Below are 19,780 nucleotides of genomic sequence, written 5' to 3' on the forward strand. Positions count from 1 at the left end.
GGTTCACGGTTGCCATCAGCGCATGAATGCACGCTGCGCAGATGACGAGGAGGCCAATGTTCCTGTACTTTCCAGCCGAGGGCAAACGGATAATCCTGCCGCTATCGATGAGTTTCATGAATGAATTACCGCCACCTGACGCCATCGATGTCCTTGCTGCTGGCCTTCGAAGCCGCTGCCCGGCATGAAAGCTACACCCGCGCCGCCGTCGAACTGTCGCTGACCCAGAGCGCAGTCAGCCGCCAGGTCCAGGCCCTGGAGCAGCAACTGGGCCTGACCCTGTTCCGTCGCGAAGGGCGCCAGGTGCAACTGACCGATGTCGGGCGCCTCTATCAGCGCGAACTCAGCGAAGCCCTCGGGCGTATCCGCAGCGCCACGCTGCAGGCCCTCGCCTACCAGTCCGGTGTCGGCACCCTGCGCCTGGCGACCCTGCCGACTTTCGGCTCGAAATGGCTGCTGCCACGCCTGAACGCGTTCTACAGCGCCCACCCGGGGATGCTGGTGCACATCCATTCGCGCATCGAGGCGATCAACTTCGACACCAGCGAGATCGATGCCGCCATCGGCGTGGCCAGCCACGACCTGCCCGGGCTGATCTGCCACCGCCTGCATGCCGAGGAACTGGTGGTGATCCTGCCGCCGCAGGCGGCGGACGCTGCGCAGGCGTGGACACCGGCGCGGATCAGCGAGGAACTGCTGCTCAATGTCGCCAACAACCCACATGCCTGGGGCGAGTGGTTTTCCCATCACGCCCTGGCTCACCGCGCCATGCGCCTGGGACCGAGCTTCGAGCTGACCTCGCACCTGATCCAGGCGGTACGCGCCGGGATCGGCATCGGCCTGGTGCCAAGAATCCTGGTGGCCGAGGAACTGGCCAAGGGCGAGCTGTTCAGCCCGGGCGAGGCTTTCGCCAGCCAGCGCAGCTACTACCTGATCTACCCGCCGCGCAACGAGGCGCTGCCGTCGCTCAGGGCGTTTCGCGGGTGGTTGCTGGAGCAGATCTAGCGGGTGCCTGGTTGGGCGCTTTCGCGGGCAAGCACGCTCCCACAGGGCCTGACCTGGCAACAAAAAACCCGATGCCAGTCACCCGGCACCGGGTTTTTCCGAATCAAGCTGCCGGCTTACTTGGCGACGCTGCCGGCCGCAGTCTCCGCCTGCGCCATGCGCTTGCTCTTGATCACGTAGAACACATACATCACCACCAGCCACACCGGAATCGCATAGACCGAGATCTGGATCCCCGGGATCTGCAGCATGATGCCCAGGATCAGCACCACGAAGGCCAGGCACAGGTAGTTGCCGTAGGGGTACCACAGCGCCTTGAACAGCGGCTTCTGGCCGGTGCGGTCGAGGTGCTGGCGGAACTTCAGGTGTGAGTAGCTGATCATCGCCCAGTTGATCACCAGCGCCGCGACCACCAGCGACATCAGCAACTCCAGGGCATGCTGCGGCATGAAGTAGTTGAGCAGCACGGCAATCAGGGTGAAGGCTGCCGAGGCCAGGATCGCCCGCACCGGCACGCCGCGACGGTCGATCTTCGCCAGGCCGGCCGGCGCATCGCCCTGCTCGGCCATGCCGTAGAGCATGCGGGCGTTGCAGTAAGTGCCGCTGTTGTACACCGACAGCGCAGCGGTCAGCACCACGAAGTTCAGCAGATGCGCCGCCACATCACTGCCGAGCAGCGAGAACACCTGGACGAACGGGCTGCTGCCGTAGCTGCCGCCGGAGGCGTCGATGCTGGCGACCAGGCTGTCCCACGGGGTCAGCGACAGCAGCACCACCAGGGCGCCGATGTAGAAGATCAGGATACGGTAGATGACCTGGTTGATCGCCTTGGGGATCACGGTCTTCGGCTTGTCGGCCTCGGCAGCGGTGAAGCCGAGCATTTCCAGGCCGCCGAAGGAGAACATGATGATCGCCAGGGCCATCACCAGCCCGCTCACGCCATTGGGGAAGAACCCGCCATGGCTCCACAGGTTGGTCACCGAGGCGTCGGGGCCGCCGCTGCCGCTGGTGAGCAGGTAGGCACCCAGGGCGATCATGCCGACGATGGCTGCGACCTTGATGATCGCGAACCAGAATTCGGCCTCGCCGAACACCTTGACGTTCATCAGGTTGATCGCATTGATCAGCAGGAAGAAGCCTGCCGCCGTCACCCAGGTCGGGATCTCCGGCCACCAGTAGTGAACGTACTTGCCGACTGCGGAGAGTTCCGACATGCCCACCAGGATGTACAGCACCCAGCAGTTCCAGCCCGACAGGAAGCCGGCGAAACCGCCCCAGTACTTGTGGGCGAAATGGCTGAAGGAGCCGGCCACCGGTTCCTCGACGATCATCTCGCCAAGCTGGCGCATGATCATGAAGGCAATGAAGCCACAGATGGCATAGCCGAGGATCATCGACGGGCCGGCGGATTTCATCACCCCGGCCGAACCGAGGAACAGGCCGGTACCGATGGCGCCGCCCAGGGCGATCAGCTGGATGTGGCGGTTCTTCAAGCCACGCTTGAGTTCGCCTGACGACTGCGAATTGTGTCCACTCATGAACGAAGTCACCTGCTTGTTTTTATCTGTGACGGAATCGGACCCGCCGCGCTCGTGGCACAGCGGAATGAGGCAAGGTGGTTACCTTGGGTTCCCGGACCCTGGTGTCGCGCCTGGCACAGGGCCTGGGCGGATCAGCCGGGAGTCGGCGGGAATGCGTGGTACGCGAGGGGGTCACAGGTAAAACGCGGCGCATTGTATACCCCTGCAAGCGCGCAGGCGTCAACGCGTTGCGTCGTTTCCTCGGGAAAAAACGCAGCGGTCCTGGGGTGATGGCCTGAAAAGGCGCGGTGATCGGCGTACATGGCGCCTCCATTTGTTGTTCTGAAGGCCAGCTTGGCAGGCGGGCCGATGCACAGGGCAATGGCTGTCATCACAGCGTGGAACGCGGCCCTGGGCAATAGCGTGGACGGCCATGGAGAGGCTCTGCAGCGGGCCGTGCGGCAAGATCTGTTTACACCGGCGAGGCATGCAGCCAACCGCACGACAATCCCGCTCCGTTTCGTACAGATTTCTTTACAGGATGGTTCAAATACTTTCCAGAGCGGGCAAAAATGCTTTCTGTTCAGCTGCTTGCGTGTTTACGACCCGGCACAAAAAAGCCAGCCCGAAGGCTGGCTCTGGCACCGCATCAGGGGATCAGCCGCGCGGCTTGCCGCGACCGCGACCCGCTGGCTTGTCGCCTTCGGCACGTGCAGGACGCTTGCGCATCTCGCTCGGGCGCTCGGCCACGGCGCTGCCACGGCCACCCTTGCGCGGCGCTTCCTCACGGGCCGGACGGGCCGGGCGCTCACTGGCTGCGCGCGGCTGACGCTCGCCCGCATCCTTGGCCGGGCGCAGGTCGCGCACGCGCTCGCCACGGCCCATCGGGCGCGTGGATTTGCGCTGCAGGCGCTCGAGCTTGTCCTTGGCCTTGAGGTTCAACTGCGGCAGGGCCACCGGCTGCAGCCCCACTTCGGCGGCGAGGATGTCGATCTCGCCCTGGCTCATTTCGCGCCAGCGCCCCATCGGCAGGTCGGAGTTGAGGAACACCGGGCCGAAGCGCACGCGCTTGAGGCGGCTGACCACCATGCCCTGCGACTCCCACAGGCGACGCACTTCACGGTTGCGGCCTTCCATCACCACGCAGTGGTACCAGTGGTTGAAGCCTTCGCCGCCTGGCGCCTTCTGGATGTCGGTGAACTTGGCCGGGCCGTCCTCGAGCATCACGCCCGCCTTGAGGCGCTCGATCATCTCGTCGTCGACCTCGCCACGCACACGCACCGCGTATTCGCGGTCCATCTCGTAGGACGGGTGCATCAGGCGGTTGGCCAGCTCACCGTCGGTGGTGAACAGCAGCAGGCCGGTGGTGTTGATGTCGAGGCGACCGATGTTGATCCAGCGGCCTTCCTTCGGCCGCGGCAGGCGATCGAACACGGTCGGGCGGCCTTCCGGGTCGTCACGGGTGCAGATCTCGCCGTCGGGCTTGTTGTACATGATCACGCGGCGGGTCGCCTCGGCGGCTTCCTCGCGCTTGATCAGCTTGCCGTCGACGGCGATGGCATCGTGCAGGTCGACGCGCTGGCCGAGGGTGGCCTCGACGCCGTTGACCTTGATGCGGCCCTGGCTGATCCAGGCTTCGACATCACGGCGCGAGCCCACGCCGATACGCGCGAGGACTTTTTGCAGCTTCTCGCCGGACGGAGGGGTTGGTTGGGTTTCCTGCAGGTCTTTGTCACTCATCTGGGCACCTCCCGGTGTACGGTGTAGTGAAAACGGTTTGGCGACGGATGCGCCAAGGGGGCGCGCATTGTACGCGTTTCATGGGGCTGGCGCATCGGGGTGAGGGCGTTTTTCTGCCCGGTGGTGTAGCGGCGTCGCCCTTGCCGCGGGCAATCGCGCCTACACAAGGGCGGCGCCAATCAGGGCTTGTCCTCGGGCTCGACCACGTCCTCTTCCTCGCGCAGGTCATCGAAGTCGGTCTTGAGCCCTTCTTCCATGGCATCGAGCTCCACCAGCAGGCTGCGGAAACTGGTCTCCTCCTTCGCTTCACCCTCCTCCTCATCCTCACCCAGGCTGGCATCGGCCAGCGCCTGCAGGTGCGCCGGCACGGGCGCATCGTCAAGGTCGTCGAGCACCGGCTCAGGCTCCATCTCGCGCAACTCGGCCAACGGCGGCAGCTCATCCAGGCTCTTGAGGTTGAAGTGGTCGAGAAACGCCTTGGTGGTGGCGAACATCGCCGGACGGCCCGGGACTTCGCGATAGCCGACGATGCGGATCCACTCGCGCTCCATCAAGGTCTTGATGATGTTGCTGTTCACCGCCACGCCGCGCACGTCCTCGATCTCGCCACGGGTGATGGGCTGGCGATAGGCGATCAGCGCCATGGTCTCGAGCAGGGCACGGGAGTAGCGCTGCGGGCGCTCCTCCCACAGGCGACCGACCCAGGGCGCGAAATCCTCACGTATCTGCAGGCGGTAGCCGCTGGCAACTTCCTTGAGCTCGAAGGCGCGGCCGTTGCACGACTTGCCGAGCACCTCCAGCGCCTTCCTGAACACGGCCGGCGCCGGGCGCTCGGCTTCTTCGAACAATTCGAAGAGGCGCTCCAGGGATTGCGGCTTGCCGGAGGCCAGCAGGAAAGCCTCGATCAGCGACGCCAGGTCGCGGGGTTCGTTCAGGTTCATCGGCGCTCTTTGCTGTCATTCGGCCCGGGCACGGACATGGATCGGGGTGAAAGGCTCATTCTGCACCAGTTCGATCAGCGATTCCTTCACCAGCTCGAGAATCGCCATGAAGGTGACCACCACGCCCAGCTTGCCCTCCTCGACGCTGAACAGCTCGATGAAGGGCACGAAGCCGCCCCCCTTCAGGCGTTCGAGCACCTCGCTCATGCGCTCGCGGGTCGACAGGGTCTCGCGGGTGATCTGGTGGCTTTCGAACAGGTCGTTGCGGCGCATGACCTCGGCCATCGACAGCAGGATCTCCTCCAGCGCGACCTCGGGCAGCAGCTTGCGCACCTTGGCCTGCGGCGCTTCGAGCTGCGGCACCAGCACCTCGCGACCGATCCGTGGCAGCTCGTCGATACCTTCGGCGGCGGCCTTGAAGCGCTCGTACTCCTGCAGGCGACGGATCAGCTCGGCGCGTGGGTCGCCCTCTTCCTCCTCGACCTCGCTGGAGCGCGGCAGCAGCATGCGCGACTTGATCTCGGCGAGCATGGCGGCCATCACCAGGTATTCGGCGGCCAGCTCCAGGCGCACCGACTTCATCAGCTCGACGTAGCCCATGTACTGCCGGGTGATCTCGGCCACGGGGATGTCGAGGATGTCGATGTTCTGCTTGCGGATCAGGTACAGCAGCAGGTCCAGCGGGCCCTCGAAGGCTTCGAGGAAGACTTCCAGGGCATCCGGCGGAATGTACAGGTCGACCGGCATTTCGGTGAGGGCTTCACCGTAGACCAGCGCCAGCTGCAGTTGCTGCGGCGCCTCGGTCTCGACCGTCGGCGCCTCGGGGGCCTGCACCTGGCTCACGCGTCGACCAGGAAGGGCGACGGGTCGCCGCAGCCTTCGCGGATCAGTTGTGGCTCGTCACCGGACAGGTCGATGATGGTGGACGCCTTCAGGTCGCCGAAGCCACCGTCGATGACCAGGTCGACGTGATGCTCCAGGCGTTCGCGGATTTCGTAGGGATCGGTCATCGGCTCATCGTCGCCGGGCAGGATCAGGCTGACGCTCATCAGCGGCTCGCCCAGTTCGGCGAGCAGCGCCAGGGTGATGGCATGGTCCGGCACGCGCAGGCCGATGGTGCGGCGCTTTTCGTGCAGCAACAGGCGCGGCACCTCGCGGGTACCGTTGAGAATGAAGGTGTACGGGCCGGGAACATGGGCCTTGAGCAGGCGGAAGGTGCCGGTATCGACCTTGGCATACAACCCCAGCTGCGACATGTCGCAGCACATCAGGGTGAAATTGTGCGTCTTGTCCAGGCCGCGCAGGCGCCGGACCCGTTCGATCGCCGCCTTGTCGCCGATCTGGCAACCCAGGGCGTACGCCGAATCGGTCGGATACACCACCACGCCACCCTTGCGGATGATCTCCACCGCCTGACGGATCAGGCGCGGCTGCGGATTCTCCGGGTGAATCTGGAAGAATTGACTCACGTAATCGTCCTGTTCATACCGCCATAGACTGTTCATGGCTGAATCGGCGCCACAGAGGTGGCAGGTCCTCGGGCAGTGGCCGGTAGGCACCGATCTCGCCCCAGGTGCCGGGGCCGTGGAAGTCACTGCCAGCACTTGCCAGCAGGCCGAACTCACGGGTAAGGATGGACATCGTGCCCACTTGCTCGGGCGGCATCATGCCATTGACCACTTCAAGCGCCTGCCCTCCTGCTTGAATATAGTCGGCGATCAGCCGTCTGCGCTTGCTGCGGGTCAGTTCGTAGTGCATGGGATGGGCCAGGCTCACCCAAGCGTTGGACTGACGAAGCGTGGCAACAGTTTCCTCGAGCGTCGGCCAGTGCAGCTTGACGTCGCCCAGCTTGCCGGCGCCTAGCCATTTGCGAAACGCCTCGCCACGGTCCTTGACGTGCCCGGCGCGCACCAGGAACTCGGCAAAGTGCGGACGCGCCGGGGCGTTGCCGCTATCGCCCAGCTCCTGCTGCACGGCCCGCGCGCCCTCGAGCGCACCGGGCATGCCCTTGCCCGCCAGGCGCCCGGCGATATCCTCGGCACGCAGCCAGCGACCGCGGTGCAACTGCTCGATGGCCGTCAGCAAGGGCGGCGCATCGAGCGGGAAGTTGTACCCCAGTACATGGATGGTCGCCCCGCCCCAGGTGCACGACAGCTCCACCCCGCTGACCCACTGCATGCCCAGCGCCTGGCAGGCCTGGCGTGCCTCGGGCAGGCCTTCGAGGGTGTCGTGGTCGGTCAGCGCCAGCGTTCGCACTCCGTGCTCGTGGGCCCGGGCAACCAGTGCCGTGGGCGACAGGGCGCCGTCGGAGGCGGTGCTGTGACAGTGCAGATCAACATTCATGGTGGAGCGCTTTCGCCTTAATCGATGTTTGTTATTATGCCGTCACATCCCGCTTCTGGCTGCCACTGTGAAACAATTCATCGATTTCATCCCGCTGCTGCTGTTCTTCATCGTCTACAAGCTGGACCCACGTCCGCTCGAATTCGCCGGGCAAAGCTTCGAATTCGGCGGTATCTACAGCGCCACGGCGATGCTCATCCTCAGCTCGGTGGTGGTCTACGGCGCGCTGTTCCTGCGCCATCGCAAGCTCGAGAAGGGCCAGTTGCTGACACTGGTGGCTTGCCTGGTGTTCGGCGGCCTGACCCTGGCCTTCCACAGCGAAACCTTCCTCAAGTGGAAGGCGCCGGTGGTCAACTGGCTGTTCGCCCTGGCCTTCGCCGGCAGCCACTTCATCGGCGACCGGGTACTGATCAAACGCATCATGGGCCACGCCCTGACACTCCCGGATACAATCTGGACGCGCCTGAACGTCGCCTGGATCCTGTTCTTCCTGGTCTGCGGTGCAGCCAACCTGTTCGTCGCCTTCACCTTCCAGGCGTTCTGGGTCGACTTCAAGGTCTTCGGCAGCCTGGGCATGACCGTGATCTTCCTGGTGGCCCAGGGCGTGTACCTGTCGCGCCACCTGCACGACACCGACCCCTCCACCTCCAAACCCAAGGATTGACATGCTCTACGCCATCATCGCCAGCGACGTCGAAAACTCCCTGGAAAAGCGCCTGGCCGCCCGCCCTGCGCACCTCGAGCGCCTGCAGCAGCTCAAGGCCGAGGGCCGCGTGGTGCTGGCCGGCCCGCACCCTGCCATCGACAGCAACGACCCGGGCGCTGCCGGTTTCAGCGGCAGCCTGATCGTCGCCGAATTCGACTCGCTGGCGGCCGCCCAGGCCTGGGCCGACGCCGACCCGTACATCGCTGCCGGCGTGTACGAGCAGGTGCTGGTCAAGCCGTTCAAGCAAGTGCTGCCCTGAGCCTGCCCGGCGCTGCTGGCCGGCACACCGCGCCTGCGAACAGCGCCGCTACACCCCTGGATTCATTTATTGCGACCCACTGCCGACAACCTTCTGAATCGAACAAGAATCAGGAGTCCCGATGCGCCAAGGTCCGATATCCCTGCTGCTTTTCTGCCTGTCGCTGCTCAGCCCCCTCGCCCTCGCCGAACAGCCCCTGTCGCTGGAAGCCGGCGCGCGCATCACCGAGCTGCAGCAGCGCCTGGATGAAAGCGAGAAACAGCGCGCGGCCCTGAACCGGCAACTGCAGGAAGCCGGCAGCGCCCGCGACAGCAGCCAGCTCGAACGCCTGCGCCAGGACAACCAGCGCCTGCAGGCAGCAGTGGAAAAACTGCAGGCCGCCAGCCCCTTGCGCCTGCTCACCGAGCAGCAACAATGGTTCCTGATCGGATCGGCCGTTGCACTGTTCTCGGTAGTCTGCGGTATCTTAGCCAGCGGCGGACACAGAAGACGCCGACAATGGTTGAATTGAGTGAGTCATGAGCGAGCTGTTACTGATTGATGATGACCAGGAGTTGTGCGAGCTGCTCGGCAGTTGGCTGACTCAGGAAGGCTTTGCGGTCCGCGCCTGCCATGATGGCGAGAGCGCGCGCCAGGCCTTGGCCGCCCACGCCCCGGCGGCGGTGGTGCTGGATGTGATGCTGCCCGATGGCAGCGGCCTGGAGCTGCTCAAGCAACTGCGCAGCGATCACGCCGAGCTGCCGGTGCTGATGTTGTCGGCCCGGGGCGAGCCGCTGGACCGCATCCTCGGCCTCGAGCTGGGGGCCGACGACTACCTGGCCAAACCCTGCGACCCGCGCGAGCTGACCGCCCGCCTGCGCGCCGTGCTGCGTCGCAGCCACCCGGCAGCGCCCAGTACCCAGATGGAAATCGGTGACCTGACCTTCAGCCCCGTGCGCGGGGTGGTCAGCATCGACCAGCGCGAGATGAGCCTCACCCTTTCGGAAAGCCGCATCCTCGAAGCCCTGCTGCGCCAACCCGGCGAGCCCCTGGACAAGCAGGAGCTGGCGCAGATCGGCCTGGGCCGCAAACTGACGCTCTACGACCGCAGCCTCGACATGCACGTCAGCAACCTGCGCAAGAAGATCGGCCCGCACGCCGACGGCCGCCCGCGCATCGTCGCCCTGCGCAGCCGCGGTTACTACTACAGCCTTTAAATCCTGTGGGGCGGCCCTGCTCCGCAGCGACGCCTCATTTGCGCAATGGGTCGCCCCAGAACGGACGCTCCACCTCCTGCAGGGTATCCGCCCGACTCAACCCCAGATCGTGCAGCGCATCGTCGCTGAGGCTGGCCAATTGCCGGCGCTGACGGTACAACTGCTGCCAGCGCAGCAGTCGCTGAAGCGCCTGAGCGAGTCGCTGGCCCAATGAGAAGGGAGCGTGCGTGACGCCGACATGACCTTTCATCGTGAAGCCCTCCGTGTGAGTGGTTTCAGTCTCGCGCCAGGCTTAGGATCAATCCAACGAATGTTTCTGATGCCTTGCATCTTGAGGATTGATGAATGTCCACTTACCAGAGCCTCGATGCCGAGGTCTTGCGCACCTTCGTCGCCATCGCCGAACAAGGCGGCTTCACCCGCGCAGGGGAAGTCGTCAACCGTACCCAGTCGGCAGTGAGCATGCAGATGAAACGCCTGGAGGAAGACGTCCTCCAGCGCCAGCTGTTCGAGCGCGACGGACGCCAGGTGCGCCTGACCGCCGAGGGCCAGGTGCTGCTGGGTTATGCCCGACGCATCCTCAAGCTGCACGGCGAGGTGTTCAACACCTTGCGCATGCCGCACATGGTCGGCGTGGTACGCATCGGCACACCGGACGACTACGCCATGCGCTTTCTGCCGGCGATTCTTGCCAGCTTCGCCAGCAGCTATCCGCTGATCCAGGTGGAGGTGCATTGCGAGCCATCGAAGCAGTTGATGCAGCGCCAGGACCTGGACCTGACCATCATCACCCGCGAGCCAGGTGCCGAGGTGGGTCAGTTGCTGCGCCAGGAGCGCCTGGTATGGGCAGCCGCCAAGGGTTTCTGCCCCCATGAACAGCGGCCGATGCCCCTGACGATGTTCAACACCGACTGTTTCTGCCGCTCCTGGGCCTGCAACGCCCTGGACCATCAGGGGATTGACTACCGCATCGCCTATACAAGCCCGAGCCTGGCTGCAATCTTTGCCATCGTCGGCGCGGGCCTGGCGGTTACCGCTCAGTTGCAGAGCCTTATCAGCGATCCCCTGTGCATCCTCGGCGAAGACGAGGGCCTGCCGCAGTTGCCGATGGCCAATGTGATGCTGCTGCGCAATGCGCAAAGCCACTCGCCGATCACCGACTGCATGGCCGAGTATGTGATCGACGGCTTCAGGTAAACGCTGTCAAAGCTCCAGCCCCAGCATCACCGCACAGACGATCAGGAACACACAGAACAGCGTACGCAGCACTTTCTCGGGCAGGGCATGGGCCAGTTTCACCCCCCAGCTGATGCTGAGCAGGCCGCCCACCGCCAGGGGGATGCCCACATGCCAGTCGACGCTGCCATGCACGCCGTAGGTGAACAGCGTGACCATGGTGCTCGGCGCCGCCAGCGCCAGCGACAGCCCCTGGGCCACCACCTGGGTGGTGCCGAACACGCTGGTCAGGATCGGTGTGGCCACCACCGCACCGCCTACCCCGAACAGCCCGCCCATGCTGCCGGCAAAGCAGCCCAGTACACCCAGCCACGGCCATGGATAGCGCAGCTGGCTGCTGGGCGGCCTGACCTTCATGAACATCCGCGCCACGTTCCATACCGCCAGGGCCACGAGGAAGGCGACAAATCCCAGGCGCATGGCGTGGGCGTCCAGCCCTACCGCCCAGATCGACCCCAGCCAGGCGAAGATGAAGCTGCACAGCGACAGCGGCACGGCATGACGCAGCTCGATGCGGTTGCGCTGGTGGTAGCGCCACAGCGCCAGCAGCACATTGGGCACGACCATCACCAGGGCAGTGCCCTGGGCCAACTGCTGGTCGAGGCCGAACAGCACGCCCAGCGCAGGAATCGCGATCAATCCGCCACCGATGCCGAACAACCCTCCCATGGTGCCCAGGGCGGCACCCAAAACGATGTACATCAACCACTCGATCATCAGCGCCTCATCCGACTGCGTTCTTAATCTGCGCATGCTACCCAGTGCAGGCTGGCAGGGAAACGCACAGCAGCGCACAATGGCTTTGCGTGATACGCACAAGCATGGGAGTGGCCATGAGCCCCGATATCCTCACCGAACAACTGAGCCTGTTTCTCGATGTCCTGGAAACAGGCAGCTTCTCGGCCGCTGCGCGCCGTCATCCGCTGACGCCTTCGGCAGTCGCCCGGCGCATCGACAACCTGGAGAACGCCGTGGGCAGCCGCTTGTTCGCGCGCAGCACCCACGCCGTACGCCCGACCCCGGCGGGTAACGCCTTCGCCGAACGCGCCCGGCGCATCATCGAGGAGCTGCGCCTGGCCCGCGCCGAAGCGGTGTCGCTGAGCAACGCGCCGGAAGGCCTGATTCGCATGGACGCTCCGGCCGCCTTCGGCCGCCGCCACCTGGCACCGGCGATCGCCGACTTCCTGGTGGCGTATCCCGGGCTCGATGTGCAACTGCGCCTGATCGACAGCTTCGTCGACATGCACGGCAGCCACCTGGGCGAGGTCGACCTGGTGCTGCGCGCCGGCACCCTGGCCGATACCCGGTTGGTGGCCACGCCGCTGGCCTACATGGTGCGCATCGCCTGCGCCAGCCCGGCCTACCTGGCTGCCCGCGGCGTACCGACCTGTCCCAGCGAACTGCCACAGCACGACGGCCTGGACTGGGACGGCCTCGCGCCGCCCTTCGCCTGGCGCTTCGCAGTCGATGGCCAGGTGCGCCTGTATCGACCGGCACGCCTGCGCATGACTGCCAACAATGCCGAGACCTTGCTGTTCGGCGCGCTCGCCGGCCTGGGCATTGCCCACCTGCCCACCTGGCTGGTCAGCGAGTACCTGCTGCGCGGCGAACTGCTGCCGCTGTTCTGCGAAAACGGCCTGCCGGAAGCGGAAACCACCGGCATCTATGCACTGCGACTCGAACATGAAACGAACTCTCGCAGCCGCTTGCTGCTCGAATTCCTCAAGAGCCGCTTCAGCCCGGTCCCACCCTGGGACCTGGCGCTACGCAGTGGACTGCGTAGTTGATGAGCGCGCTAACGATCAGCGTGCTAGATTCTTAACTGAACTCATTCAAGGACCTGCATGAACGCCGACCCCAAAGCCCCGTGCGACGAGCTGCTGCTGGACAACCAGGTGTGCTTTGCCCTGCACTCCACCTCGTTGCTGATGACCAAGGTCTACAAGCCCTTGCTCCAGGCCCTGGGCCTGACCTACCCGCAATACCTGGCCATGCTCGTGTTGTGGGAGCAGGACGGCCTGACCGTGGGCGAAATCAGCCACCGCCTGCTGACCGACCCCGGCTCGCTTACCCCCCTGCTCAAGCGCCTGGAAAGCGAAGGCCTGCTGCAGCGCAACCGCAGCCGCGAAGACGAGCGCGTGGTGCTGGTGCAACTGACCGAAAAGGGCCGCGCCCTGCGCGACGAAGCACGCAAGGTGCCGCACTGCATCCTGGAGGCCTCCGGGCGCACCGTGGAGCGCTTGCAGAAGCTGCAGGCGGAACTGCTGGACCTGCGCAACAGCCTGCAAAAAACCCTCTGACGGCTATGCTGTGGGATGGCTGTCGGACGAATGGTTGAAAATTTATCTTGCGCACTAAATGATTGCGCGCTAATTTAAACCCATACCCACCCAGCGCCACGGCGCACAGCACACACGCGAGGCTCAAGATGCAAAAGGTCACTCCCCTGTACATCGCAGAAGCTACCTCCACCGGCGGGCGCGACGGCAAATCCCGCTCCAGCGACGGCAAGCTGGAAGTCAAGCTGAGCACCCCGAAAGAACTGGGCGGCGCTGGCGGTGAGGGCACCAACCCCGAGCAGATGTTCGCCGCCGGCTACTCGGCCTGCTTCATCGGCGCCCTGAAGTTCGTTGCCGGCCAGGAAAAGAAAGCCCTGCCTGCCGACGCATCGATCACCGCCAAGGTCGGTATCGGCCAGATTCCTGGTGGTTTCGGCCTGGACATCGACCTGCACATCAACCTGCCGGGCCTGGCCCAGGCCGATGCCGAAGGGCTGGTGGAGAAGGCGCACAAGGTCTGCCCGTACTCCAACGCCACCCGTGGCAACGTCGATGTGCGCCTGCACGTGACAGTCTGAGCAAGCCCGTAGCGGCCTTGCAGCAGACACAAAAAAACCCGGCCTAGGCCGGGTTTTTCGTGGGTCGCAAGAAGGATTACTTCTTGGTGCGGCCCTTGAAGCTGTTGTCGCGGGTGTCGATATCGATCCACTCGTCGATTTCGATGAAATCGGCGACCTGGATTTCAGTACCGTTAGCCAGCTTGGCAGGCTTCATGACCTTGCCGGAGGTGTCGCCACGAGCAGCGTTCTCGGTGTAGACGACCTTGCGGCTGATGGTGGTCGGCAGTTCGACCGATACCAGGCGGCCTTCGAAGAAGACGGCTTCGCAGACGTCTTCCATGCCTTCCTCGATGTACGGCAGAACGGCGTCGATGTCTTCGGCGTTCAGCTCGTACATGGTGTAGTCGGTGGTGTCCATGAAGGTGTATTCGTCACCGTTGATGAACGACAGGGTCGCTTCTTTGCGATCCAGGATCACGTCGTCCAGCTTGTCATCGGCGAAGTAGACGGTTTCGGTCTTGTAGCCGGTCAGCAGGTTCTTCAGCTTGGTCTTCATGATCGCGCTGTTACGGCCCGACTTGGTGAATTCCGCTTTCTGAACCAGCCACGGGTCGTTGTCGATCCGCAGTACGGTACCGGGTTTCAGCTCTTTACCAGTTTTCATTACGAAGTATCCGAATCTGGATGGATTTATAAAAATCGAGGCCGCATATCATATCCAATTTCGGTAAAACTGTACCAGCGCTGTGGCAAGGTCCGGCCGAGCGGCCTGAATCTGCGCCCATTGCCGGGCATGCGCCTGCAGTTGCGGCCAGTGTTTCAACACCCCGCGCCAGGCCTGGCCCATGTCGCGGTCCATGTTCCAGGCGCGCCACAGTGCCAGCAGTGCATCTGCAGCATCGTCCGACAAACCCTGTCGATAGATCTTCAGGAAGGCCTCGAGCTTTTCCCAGTGGGCGTTTTCCTCCTGCACGTAGATGTGCCACAGCAGAGGCCGCCCGGCCCATTGCGCACGGACGAAGGAATCCTCGCCACGCACCGCATTGAAATCGCAGCACCAGAGAATGCGGTCGTAATCGTCCTGGCTGACGAACGGGATCACCTGCACGGTGAGCGCCCCGCGCTGTCGTACCTGGCCAACGCCGAGCGGCTCGCCCAGCCAGGCATGCACGTCCACCAGGATACGGCCCTCGGGCACCAGCAAGTGGGTGGGATGAGCGTCTGTGGCGAGCGCGTCCAGCCAGCTACCCAGCTGCGCATTCTCGTAGGCGAACAGCGACATCAGCCGCGTACCGGGCGCCTGCCGTACGCCCAGGCCAGCGAGAAACGCCTGGCGCGCGGCGGTATCGCTCTCCAGGGCTGCGCGCTTGTCCAGCAGCTCGCGCTCACGCAGCAAACCGCCGGTACCGTCGCTGAAGCCGGGGAAGAAGAACACCGTGCGCAGGCCATTGGGCTGCGGCGACGGCAGGCCATGGCAGCCTTCGACCCAGTCCTCGGCGCTCAGGTATTCGAGGTTCAGCCACAGCGCCGGGGTCGGGCGCGCGGCCAAGGCATCGACATAGGCGCCCGGCAAGCGGCAGCCAAAGGCCCCGATCACCACCTCGGCAGTTTCGCACCCTGGCCATTGGGCCGCCCAATGCCGGACTTCGACACCTTGCTGCCACTGCTGCGCGGCCTGCGGGTCGGCCTCCGGGCACAGTCGCGCGAAGGCCTGCAGGTCGTCCACCCACAGGCGCACGGCCAGCGCATGCTCGCCCGCCAACTGGCGCGCCAGGCGCCAGGTCACGCCAATATCGCCGTAGTTGTCCACGACCGTGCAGAAGATGTCCCAGGTGGCTTTCATGCCCCTCCCCTTGCCGCGCGAAAAAACAGTGTTCGGAAAATGCCCGCCACCCGAGGCGCACAAAAAAACGGAAGGCGCATGCACGCTATCCGTTTTCTTGAAGCTCGAGTCGCAATGCTGCCCTCAGGGCTTCTCGAGATTGTCGAGAATCCTGGCATGCACGCGCATGCACACTTCCAGGTCGGCCTCGTCGACACCGGTGAACAGCTCAGCGCGCAGGGCGTTGGCGATGGTCTCGATCTGGTCGATGAGCGGCTTGGCCGGCGGGCACAGCAGGATCTTCTTCGCCCGCCGGTCTTCCATCACCGCCTGACGCCGCACCAGGCCCTGGGTTTCCAGGCTGTCGAGCAGACGCGCCAAGGTCGGCCCCTCGACACCGACGCTCTGCGCCAACTCACGCTGGGTAGGGGCCTCGTCGAAACGGGCCAGGTGCAACAGCACCAGCCAGCGGGCCTGGGACAGGTTGAGCCCGGCCAGGCGGCGGTCCAGCTCGGCGCGCCAGCCGCGGGACATCTGTGCCAGCTGCATGCCGAAGCGGTGTTGGTTGTCGGTCAGGGGCATAAACAACTCGATCGATAGAACTAATTATTAGTCAGCTAATCATGCCCCGGGGGATCAGGCAAGGTTCGTCAGGTGGGAAACGTCCGATAATCGTCAAAAAGCGTGACAAAGGTCAGGATTGACCGGAATGTCATGCCCATCGACGACGCCCGCACCGCGCCGCAGTGGGGCGTTCGAACAACGGGCATCGCCGGCTCACAGCTCGAATTCGGCCGCCAGCGCCGCACGCACGCAGTACAGCACCCCTTCCGGCACACGCGGGCCGAACTGCGGTGCAATGGCCGAGACCGGCGGCAGCTCGCCCTCGCCGTCGAGGAAGGCGTCCTGCACTTCCATCATCAGCTCTTCGGGCAGATCCAGCGCCTGCTCCAGGCTCAGTTCCTGGCGGCCGATGGCTTCGGCCAGCAGGCTGTAGACGTTCTTCTCGCTGCAGTTCAGCTGACCGGCGATCTGCGCCGGGGTCATGCCGGCGCGGGCCAGGCTGACCAGTTCGTGGCGCAGGTCGAGCACCACTTTCGGCGCCTCCTCGGTGCCGCCAGCGCCGTTGAGCACCTCCAGGAACGCCTGGCCATAGCGCTCGAGCTTGCGCGCACCGACACCGCTGACCTGGGCCATGTCGCTGAGGCTGGTGGGCTGGCTGCGCAGCATTTCCAGCAGGGTCGAATCGGGGAAGATGACGTAGGGCGGCACGCTGTGCTCCTCGGCAAGCTTGCGCCGCAGCGTACGCAGCGCCTCCCACAGCTCGCGCTCCTCGGCACGCACCAGCTGGCTGGCCGGGCTGCCACCGCCGCTGCCCGAGGACTTGGCCACGGTCTGCGGCTTGAGGTCGCGGCGCAGTTGCAGGTTGACCTCGCCGCGCAGCAGCGGCCGGCAGCTGTCGGACAGGCGCAGGCCGCCGTAGCCTTCCAGGTCGATGTCCACCAGGCCACGGGCCACCAGCTGGCGGAACAGCGAGCGCCATTCATGTTCGCCCAGGGCCTTGCCGACACCGAACACCGACAGCTTCTCGTGGCCGAAACTGCGTACCTTCTCGGTGTCCTTGCCGGTCAGCACATCGACCAGGTGGCCGACGCCGTAGCGCTGGCCGGTGCGGAACACCGCCGACAGGGCCTGGCGCGCAGGCTCGGTGGCGTCCCAGGTCTGCACCTGGTCGACACAGTTGTCGCAGTGGCCGCAGGGCTGCTCGAGCACTTCGTCGAAATACGCCAGCAGCGACTGGCGACGGCAACGCGTTTCCTCGCACAGCGCCAGCATGGCATCGAGCTTGTGCTGCTCGACGCGCTTGTGGCGCTCGTCGCCTTCGGAGTTCTGCAGCATCTGCTTGAGCATCACCATGTCCTGCAGGCCATAGGCCATCCAGGCATCGGACGGCAGCCCGTCACGACCGGCACGGCCGGTTTCCTGGTAGTAGGCCTCGAGCGACTTGGGCAGGTCGAGGTGGGCGACGAAGCGCACGTTGGGCTTGTCGATGCCCATGCCGAAGGCGATGGTCGCGACCATGATCAGCCCTTCCTCGTTGAGGAAGCGGTGCTGGTTGGCCGAACGCGTCTCAGCCGGCAGGCCGGCATGGTAAGGCAGCGCCGGGAAGCCCTGCTCGCACAGGTAGGCGGCCGTTTCGTCGACCTTCTTGCGCGACAGGCAGTAGACGATTCCGGCGTTGCCGCGACGCTCGCCGAGGAAGGCCATCAGTTGCTTGCGCGGCGACTCCTTGGGCACGATGCGGTAAAAGATGTTGGGCCGGTCGAAGCTCGACAGGAAACGCTCGGCGCCCTGCAGGTGCAGGCGCTGGACGATTTCCTCGCGGGTGCGCATGTCGGCGGTGGCGGTCAGGGCGATGCGCGGCACGTGCGGGAACAGCTCGGCGAGCTGGCCCAGCTGCAGGTATTCGGGGCGGAAGTCGTGCCCCCACTGCGACACGCAGTGCGCTTCGTCGATGGCGAACAGGGCAATGTCCAGGGTGCGCAGGAAATCCAGCATGCGCGGCTGCACCAGGCGCTCCGGTGCCAGGTACAGCATCTTCACTTCACCACGGCGCAGGCGCCCGGCCAGGTCGCGCTGCTGTTCGGCGCTGAGCGTGGAGTTCAGCGCCGCAGCGGCCACACCGAGCTCGTCGAGGGTGGCGACCTGGTCGTCCATCAGCGCGATCAGCGGCGACACCACCACGGTCAGGCCCGGGCGCAGCAGGCCCGGCACCTGGAAGCACAGCGACTTGCCGCCGCCAGTGGGCATCAGGACCAGGGCATCGCCGCCGTTGGCCACGCATTCGATGATCGCTGCCTGGCGCCCGCGGAAGCTGTCGTAGCCGAAGATGTCCTTGAGGACGCGCTGAGCCTGTTCGAGCATTTGCCACTCCAAATCGCCGTACCATCCTGGACACAGGCTGGACGATAAATCCGCCGCGCACACGCCGGATGCGTAAGCGGTTTTTACCGGGTGGCAGTGAAACGCCACCTGGCTTGAAAAACCGCGGAGTATACCCGAGTGCCCCGCTCTGCGGCAGGCTTGGGTGACAGACGTTCCCTTTGCCCCGCCGAGGCCGCAAGGTGCTAGAATTCACTATCGTTTATTCCCCCAAGGTAGCCCTGTAATGTCCTTCGCCGAGCAACTGACCCGCCTGCAAGCCTTCCTCGACGCCGACGAGCTGCACGAAGAAGCGCTGGACTACGTCGCCGCACACGGCTACCTGACCGCGCTGTCGATCTGCGCCGAGGACGTTCCCGAGCGCGAATGGATCGACGCGCTCTTCGCCGAAGAACCGCACTACGCCAGCGAAGCCCAGCGCACCGAGATCGAAGCCACGCTGGTGGCGCTGAAGGGCCACATCGCCCGCCAGCTGGCCAGCGACGAAGAATTCGACCTGCCTTGTGAGCTGGACCTGACCGACGAGCCGGACGATTCCGACCTGCGCGGCTGGTGCATCGGCTTCATGGAGGGGGTGTTCCTGCGTGAAGAGGCCTGGTTCGAGAACGCCGAAGAGGAAGTCAGCGAAATGCTCCTGCCGATCATGGTCGGCTCGGGCCTGTTCGACGAGCAGCCGGAATTTGCCGACATCGCCAGCAACGCCAACCTGCAGGACGACATGGTCGTGCAGATCCCCGAGGCACTGAGCGCGCTGTTCCTGCTGCTGCACGCACCGGAAGAAAAACCGGCCCTGCTCAAGCCGCGCCACCACTGATCCGCAGTGGTGCGCTACCTGCTGCTGGCCGTCGGCTGGCTCAGTGTCGCGCTGGGGGTGCTGGGAATCTTCCTGCCGGTGTTGCCCACTACCCCTTTCCTGCTGCTGGCGGCCGCCTGTTTCGCCCGCAGTTCGCCGCGCTTCCACGCCTGGCTGGTGAACCACCCCAGGCTCGGGCCGTGGATCCGCGACTACCTCAGCGGTGAGGGCATCCCGCTCAAGGGCAAGGTCTACGCCATCGGCCTGATGTGGGCGAGCATCGGCCTGTCCTGCTACCTGGTGCCGCTGTTCTGGGCCAGGGCCTTCATGCTCACCAGTGCCGTACTGGTCACCCTCTACATCCTCAAGCAGAAGACCCTGCGCCTGCCCTGAACACACCCCTGTGCAGGAACAACTGTCTTGTTCAAAATCTAGAG

The 19,780-nt window shown here is 64.8% G+C and carries 23 protein-coding genes; 11 read left to right on the forward strand and 12 right to left on the reverse strand.

Going from position 1 to position 19,780, the window contains the following annotated elements; all coding sequences use genetic code 11:
* Window positions 1-120 precede the first annotated feature (120 nt).
* On the forward strand, window positions 121-1,005 hold the full coding sequence (locus AC1TXO_RS19170) for a LysR substrate-binding domain-containing protein (RefSeq protein ID WP_486403191.1): 885 nt from the start codon (window positions 121-123) through the stop codon (window positions 1,003-1,005).
* A 116-nt stretch (window positions 1,006-1,121) separates the two neighbouring features.
* Here AC1TXO_RS19170 and AC1TXO_RS19175 read toward each other — a convergent pair whose 3' ends face one another.
* The 6 genes from AC1TXO_RS19175 to AC1TXO_RS19200 all read right to left on the reverse strand — a co-directional run bounded on the left by AC1TXO_RS19175 (window position 1,122) and on the right by AC1TXO_RS19200 (window position 7,549).
* Window positions 1,122-2,543 carry an amino acid permease gene (locus AC1TXO_RS19175; RefSeq protein ID WP_486403192.1) on the reverse strand — a complete coding sequence of 474 codons (1,422 nt, stop codon included), beginning with the start codon at window positions 2,541-2,543 and terminating at the stop codon, window positions 1,122-1,124.
* A 639-nt stretch (window positions 2,544-3,182) separates the two neighbouring features.
* Complete coding sequence (gene rluB, locus AC1TXO_RS19180) at window positions 3,183-4,265, reverse strand: 23S rRNA pseudouridine(2605) synthase RluB (protein WP_486403193.1); 1,083 nt, start codon at window positions 4,263-4,265, stop codon at window positions 3,183-3,185.
* A 179-nt stretch (window positions 4,266-4,444) separates the two neighbouring features.
* Window positions 4,445-5,206, reverse strand: a complete 762-nt coding sequence (gene scpB, locus AC1TXO_RS19185; RefSeq protein ID WP_486403194.1) for an SMC-Scp complex subunit ScpB — start codon at window positions 5,204-5,206, stop codon at window positions 4,445-4,447.
* 15 nt (window positions 5,207-5,221) lie between these two features.
* Window positions 5,222-6,040, reverse strand: coding sequence for a segregation and condensation protein A (locus AC1TXO_RS19190; RefSeq protein WP_486406865.1), 819 nt, complete (start codon window positions 6,038-6,040; stop codon window positions 5,222-5,224).
* Between the two features lie 5 nt (window positions 6,041-6,045).
* Window positions 6,046-6,675 (reverse strand): L-threonylcarbamoyladenylate synthase, encoded by a 630-nt coding sequence (locus tag AC1TXO_RS19195; RefSeq protein WP_486403195.1) that lies wholly within the window; start codon window positions 6,673-6,675, stop codon window positions 6,046-6,048.
* Window positions 6,676-6,688: 13 nt separating this feature from the next.
* Entirely contained in the window at window positions 6,689-7,549 is an 861-nt protein-coding gene (locus AC1TXO_RS19200; protein WP_486403196.1) for a PHP domain-containing protein, read from the reverse strand.
* 67 nt (window positions 7,550-7,616) lie between these two features.
* Between AC1TXO_RS19200 and AC1TXO_RS19205 the strand changes: the two genes are divergently transcribed.
* From AC1TXO_RS19205 to AC1TXO_RS19220, 4 genes are all read left to right on the forward strand, one after another.
* Entirely contained in the window at window positions 7,617-8,213 is a 597-nt protein-coding gene (locus tag AC1TXO_RS19205; RefSeq protein ID WP_486403197.1) for a septation protein A, read from the forward strand.
* Window position 8,214: 1 nt separating this feature from the next.
* Window positions 8,215-8,514 (forward strand): YciI family protein, encoded by a 300-nt coding sequence (locus tag AC1TXO_RS19210; protein WP_486403198.1) that lies wholly within the window; start codon window positions 8,215-8,217, stop codon window positions 8,512-8,514.
* A 121-nt stretch (window positions 8,515-8,635) separates the two neighbouring features.
* The gene (locus tag AC1TXO_RS19215; protein ID WP_486403199.1) at window positions 8,636-9,025 is read left to right on the forward strand and encodes an SH3 domain-containing protein; all 390 of its coding nucleotides are present in this window, start codon (window positions 8,636-8,638) and stop codon (window positions 9,023-9,025) included.
* 7 nt (window positions 9,026-9,032) lie between these two features.
* Complete coding sequence (locus tag AC1TXO_RS19220) at window positions 9,033-9,710, forward strand: response regulator transcription factor (RefSeq protein ID WP_486403200.1); 678 nt, start codon at window positions 9,033-9,035, stop codon at window positions 9,708-9,710.
* Between the two features lie 34 nt (window positions 9,711-9,744).
* On the opposite strand, the gene AC1TXO_RS19225 is transcribed toward AC1TXO_RS19220, so the two are convergent.
* A complete protein-coding gene (locus AC1TXO_RS19225; protein WP_486403201.1) occupies window positions 9,745-9,960 on the reverse strand; it encodes a DUF1127 domain-containing protein in 216 nt (71 codons plus the stop codon).
* 95 nt (window positions 9,961-10,055) lie between these two features.
* Here AC1TXO_RS19225 and AC1TXO_RS19230 point away from each other — a divergent pair, with 95 nt between their 5' ends.
* Window positions 10,056-10,907, forward strand: coding sequence for a LysR substrate-binding domain-containing protein (locus AC1TXO_RS19230; protein ID WP_486403202.1), 852 nt, complete (start codon window positions 10,056-10,058; stop codon window positions 10,905-10,907).
* A gap of 6 nt (window positions 10,908-10,913) precedes the next feature.
* Here AC1TXO_RS19230 and AC1TXO_RS19235 read toward each other — a convergent pair whose 3' ends face one another.
* Entirely contained in the window at window positions 10,914-11,663 is a 750-nt protein-coding gene (locus AC1TXO_RS19235; protein WP_486403203.1) for a sulfite exporter TauE/SafE family protein, read from the reverse strand.
* A 116-nt stretch (window positions 11,664-11,779) separates the two neighbouring features.
* On the opposite strand from AC1TXO_RS19235, the gene AC1TXO_RS19240 reads away from it, so the two are divergent.
* The 3 genes from AC1TXO_RS19240 to AC1TXO_RS19250 all read left to right on the forward strand — a co-directional run bounded on the left by AC1TXO_RS19240 (window position 11,780) and on the right by AC1TXO_RS19250 (window position 13,803).
* On the forward strand, window positions 11,780-12,733 hold the full coding sequence (locus tag AC1TXO_RS19240) for a LysR family transcriptional regulator (protein WP_486403204.1): 954 nt from the start codon (window positions 11,780-11,782) through the stop codon (window positions 12,731-12,733).
* Window positions 12,734-12,790: 57 nt separating this feature from the next.
* On the forward strand, window positions 12,791-13,246 hold the full coding sequence (locus tag AC1TXO_RS19245; protein ID WP_486403205.1) for a MarR family winged helix-turn-helix transcriptional regulator: 456 nt from the start codon (window positions 12,791-12,793) through the stop codon (window positions 13,244-13,246).
* Window positions 13,247-13,374: 128 nt separating this feature from the next.
* The gene (locus tag AC1TXO_RS19250; RefSeq protein WP_011532840.1) at window positions 13,375-13,803 is read left to right on the forward strand and encodes an organic hydroperoxide resistance protein; all 429 of its coding nucleotides are present in this window, start codon (window positions 13,375-13,377) and stop codon (window positions 13,801-13,803) included.
* Window positions 13,804-13,879: 76 nt separating this feature from the next.
* Here the strand turns inward: AC1TXO_RS19250 and efp are convergent, their stop codons facing one another.
* The 4 genes from efp to recQ all read right to left on the reverse strand — a co-directional run bounded on the left by efp (window position 13,880) and on the right by recQ (window position 18,532).
* Window positions 13,880-14,449 carry an elongation factor P gene (gene efp / locus AC1TXO_RS19255; protein ID WP_054891957.1) on the reverse strand — a complete coding sequence of 190 codons (570 nt, stop codon included), beginning with the start codon at window positions 14,447-14,449 and terminating at the stop codon, window positions 13,880-13,882.
* Between the two features lie 48 nt (window positions 14,450-14,497).
* Window positions 14,498-15,628, reverse strand: a complete 1,131-nt coding sequence (earP, locus tag AC1TXO_RS19260) for an elongation factor P maturation arginine rhamnosyltransferase EarP (RefSeq protein WP_486403206.1) — start codon at window positions 15,626-15,628, stop codon at window positions 14,498-14,500.
* Between the two features lie 123 nt (window positions 15,629-15,751).
* Window positions 15,752-16,189, reverse strand: a complete 438-nt coding sequence (locus AC1TXO_RS19265) for a MarR family transcriptional regulator (RefSeq protein ID WP_486403207.1) — start codon at window positions 16,187-16,189, stop codon at window positions 15,752-15,754.
* Window positions 16,190-16,384: 195 nt separating this feature from the next.
* Window positions 16,385-18,532: a DNA helicase RecQ gene (gene recQ, locus AC1TXO_RS19270; RefSeq protein WP_486403208.1), complete on the reverse strand. Its 2,148-nt coding sequence runs from the start codon at window positions 18,530-18,532 to the stop codon at window positions 16,385-16,387.
* Window positions 18,533-18,776: 244 nt separating this feature from the next.
* Here recQ and AC1TXO_RS19275 point away from each other — a divergent pair, with 244 nt between their 5' ends.
* Window positions 18,777-19,364 (forward strand): YecA/YgfB family protein, encoded by a 588-nt coding sequence (locus AC1TXO_RS19275; protein WP_186666848.1) that lies wholly within the window; start codon window positions 18,777-18,779, stop codon window positions 19,362-19,364.
* Between the two features lie 9 nt (window positions 19,365-19,373).
* On the forward strand, window positions 19,374-19,736 hold the full coding sequence (locus AC1TXO_RS19280; protein ID WP_486403209.1) for a YbaN family protein: 363 nt from the start codon (window positions 19,374-19,376) through the stop codon (window positions 19,734-19,736).
* Window positions 19,737-19,780 lie beyond the last annotated feature (44 nt).

Source organism: Pseudomonas sp. FA117, assembly GCF_057370475.1.